At 74.2% G+C, this 1665-nt stretch carries 1 protein-coding gene; it reads left to right on the top strand.

Annotated elements, in window-relative coordinates:
- Positions 1-1665 (top strand): AMP-binding protein (locus QH283_RS16185; RefSeq protein WP_280503813.1); only part of this gene is annotated, 1665 nt, incomplete at both ends.

The raw sequence follows: 1665 nt of genomic DNA, 5'->3' as shown, positions 1-1665 counted from the left end.
GGGGTGGGAGTTCTTCTGGCCGTTGCAGGTCGGCGCGCGCCTGGTCGTCGCCGCGCCCGACGGCCACCGCGATCCGGCCTATCTCGCCCGGCTGATCGTCGAGAAGAACGTCACCACAGTGCATTTCGTGCCGTCGATGCTCTCGGTCTTCGTCGGCGACACCGACGTCCGCGACTGCCGCGTGCTGCGCCGGGTGTTCTGCAGCGGCGAGGCGCTGCCCGCCGCCACCGTCACCGCCTTCCACAGCGCGCTCGGCGCCGGCCGCGACGCGGGGCCCCAGCTGCACAATCTGTACGGGCCGACCGAGGCCGCCGTCGACGTCACCGCCTGGCCGTGCCCGCCCGGCACCGCCGCCGTGCCGATCGGCTCGCCCATCTGGAACACCCGCACCTACGTGCTCGACCCGCACCTGCGCCCGGTTCCGCCCGGCGTCACCGGCGAGCTGTACCTGGCCGGTGTACAGCTCGCCCGCGGTTACCTCGGCAGACCGGCCCTGACCGCCGACCGCTTCGTCGCCGACCCCTTCGTCCCCGGTGCCCGCATGTACCGCACCGGGGACCTGGCGCGCTGGCGGCAGGACACCGCCCCCGGCGCCCCCGGCGCGCTCGACTACCTCGGCCGCACCGACTTCCAGGTCAAGATCCGTGGTCAGCGCCTCGAACTCGGCGAGATCGAGGCGGTGCTGCTCGAGGACGAACGCATCGCCCGGGCCGTCGCCGTGGCCTGGCCGGGCCGCGGCGGGGACGAGCTGGTCGCCTACGTCGTCGCCGCGCGCGCTGACACGGCCACCGCCGCCGAATTCCCCGTCCTGGACACCGACGACATCCTCGCCGGCCTGCGCCGCACCCTGCCCGGCTACATGGTCCCCTCGGTGCTCGTGCAGCTGGCCGAACTGCCGCTGAACGCCAACGGCAAGATCGACCGCAAGGCGCTGCCCGCCCCGCCGGAACGCGCGGCGCGCTCGACCGCCGTGACCCGCCCGAGGAACGCGACCGAGCAGCTGGTCGCCGAGATCTTCGCCGATGTGCTCGGCCTGGACGAGGTTGGCGTGTCGGAGGGCTTCTTCGACCTCGGCGGCAACTCGCTCAGCGCGGCGCGCGCGGTCGCCCGCATCACCGCCGACCTCGGGCTGGCCCTGACCATCCGCGACCTGTTCGAGTCGCCCACGGTGGCCGAACTGGCCGAGCGCTTCGCCGACGGGGTGCCCGACGTGGCGCCGCCGCGGCTGACGCCGGTCACCCGCCCGGCGCACATCCCGCTCTCGCCCGCCCAGCAGCGGCTGTGGATCCTCAACCGGTTCGCCGAGCACGCCTCGGCCTACAACATGCCGCTGGCACTGCGGCTGGACGGCCCGCTCGACCTGGCCGCGCTGCGCGCCGGGCTGGTCGACGTCATCGACCGGCACGAGAGCCTGCGCACCACCTTCCCCGAGGGCGCCGACGGTCCCTACCAGCTGATCCACCGCGCCGAGGACATCCCGCTCACCCTCGACCCGATCGACGCCACCGGCGCCGACGTGCCGGCGCTGGCCGCCGAATTCGCCGGCTACGGCTTCGATCTGCGCAACCAGGCGCCGCTGCGGGTGGCGCTGTGGTCGACCGGCCCCCGCCGGGGCGGCTTAGTGATAGTTGTGGGCCACCTCAGCCGCGCCGGCGGGGGCCTAGG

The organism is Nocardia farcinica, assembly GCF_029867845.1.
Classification (GTDB): domain Bacteria; phylum Actinomycetota; class Actinomycetes; order Mycobacteriales; family Mycobacteriaceae; genus Nocardia; species Nocardia farcinica_A.
The sequence above is the reverse complement of the archived record's forward strand: the minus strand, read 5'-3'. Positions and strand labels throughout refer to the sequence as shown.